1 protein-coding gene is annotated in these 1,390 nt (G+C 44.5%); it reads right to left on the bottom strand.

Translation table 11 applies throughout. From position 1 onward, the window contains the following. Window positions 1–186 precede the first annotated feature (186 nt). A complete protein-coding gene (locus Q0546_RS00305; protein ID WP_298789495.1) occupies window positions 187–1,218 on the bottom strand; it encodes a TPM domain-containing protein in 1,032 nt (343 codons plus the stop codon). Between the last annotated feature and the right edge of the window lie 172 nt (window positions 1,219–1,390).

The raw sequence follows: 1,390 nt of genomic DNA on the forward strand, positions 1-1,390 counted from the left end.
GCAAAATAAAGTAGATAAAATGCGTTTCATTTTTGTACCTTGGTTGGGTTATTTGCATTGCTCGGCGTCAAATTTAAGCCAAGCAAGCATGCGTCTTAAATTTTACCACAAATTTACGCATAACAAAAGTAAATTTAAGCACCGAATTTAAAAGGTTAAATTTGGCGCCGAATTTTAAAACCGCGGCTACCACTTGCCGCTAGCTCCGCCTCCGCCAAAGCTTCCGCCGCCGCCTCTAAAGCCTCTATTATCCCCATCGTCTCCGTCAGGACCCTCATAGTCGCTCTTTTCGATGCCCTCATCACCAGCGTCACTCTTGTTCTTAGCCAGAATGTTTCTTAAAGCTATGCCAAGAAGTATCGCAGAAAGCGCAGCTGTTATACCGCCTCTGGCGGCGAAATCCTCGATGCCCAATCTTGGCGCTACCCAAAGCGAAATAGCGCCGCCAGTAAACGCGCTAACTCCGATAATAGCGCACACTTGTCCGATTATGCCAAACATATTTCTAGCGAATATCAGCAGCGCGCTAAATAACATCACGTAGCCTTCTATCGGAAATTCGCTTAATTTTTCTATATCTTTTCTGACGACCTCATCGCCCTCAAGCAGAGCAAGGATCTTTTGCGTGCCTATCTTTATGCCGCCCTCTATATCGTCTTTTTTAAACTCCGGAACTATGTAGTTATCGATGATGACTTCGCTAAAAGCATCTGTTATCGTGCCCTCTAGGCCGTATCCGACCTCGATACGCACCTGTCTATCGTTTGGTGCTACTACTAGTAACACGCCGTTATTTTTATCTTTTTGTCCTATGCCCCAGTATCTGCCTAGCTTTAAAGAATATTCACTAATATTCACTCCGCCGAGAGTTTTTATAGTAACTACTACGACCTGATTGGTCGTGTTGTTTTCGTGAGCGGCTAGCGTACTTTCTAGCTCCTCTTTGACGGCGGGACTAAGTATGCCCGCCTGATCTACGACTCTGCCCGTTAAAGCGGGAAAATTTAGCTGTTCGGCGATTTTTTGCGATACGTTTTCCTCTTTGGCGACCACACCCGGCGCATCTACCTGGCCGGCTGTTTTATCCATTAACGTAACAGAATGCGACTGCTCGGAGTTTTTTTGAGGCTCTTGCGTCTCGTCAGAGGGGACTAACAACAAAAGCCCCAAAACCAGCGCAATAACGGTGTATAAAATATTAGTTAAAATGCGTTTCATCTTTATACCTTATCTATGGCGTCTAAAAAAGCCTGTAAATTTTACGGCATCTCGGGTAAAATTTAAAACGCCGACTTGCGGTTTTAAATCAAATTAGCAAAGCAAAAGCGTCAAATTTAGCAAGTCCTCCAAATTCGACGCCAAATTTTAAAGCGACAATCTACCACCTACC

Origin of the sequence: uncultured Campylobacter sp. (genome assembly GCF_937997465.1) — a bacterium.
Classification (GTDB): domain Bacteria; phylum Campylobacterota; class Campylobacteria; order Campylobacterales; family Campylobacteraceae; genus Campylobacter_A.

Bases quoted from the DNA above. Each gene is read 5' to 3' on its own strand.
- Q0546_RS00305 (WP_298789495.1), bottom strand. From the start codon at position 1,218: ATGAAACGCATTTTAACTAATATTTTATACACCGTTATTGCGCTGGTT.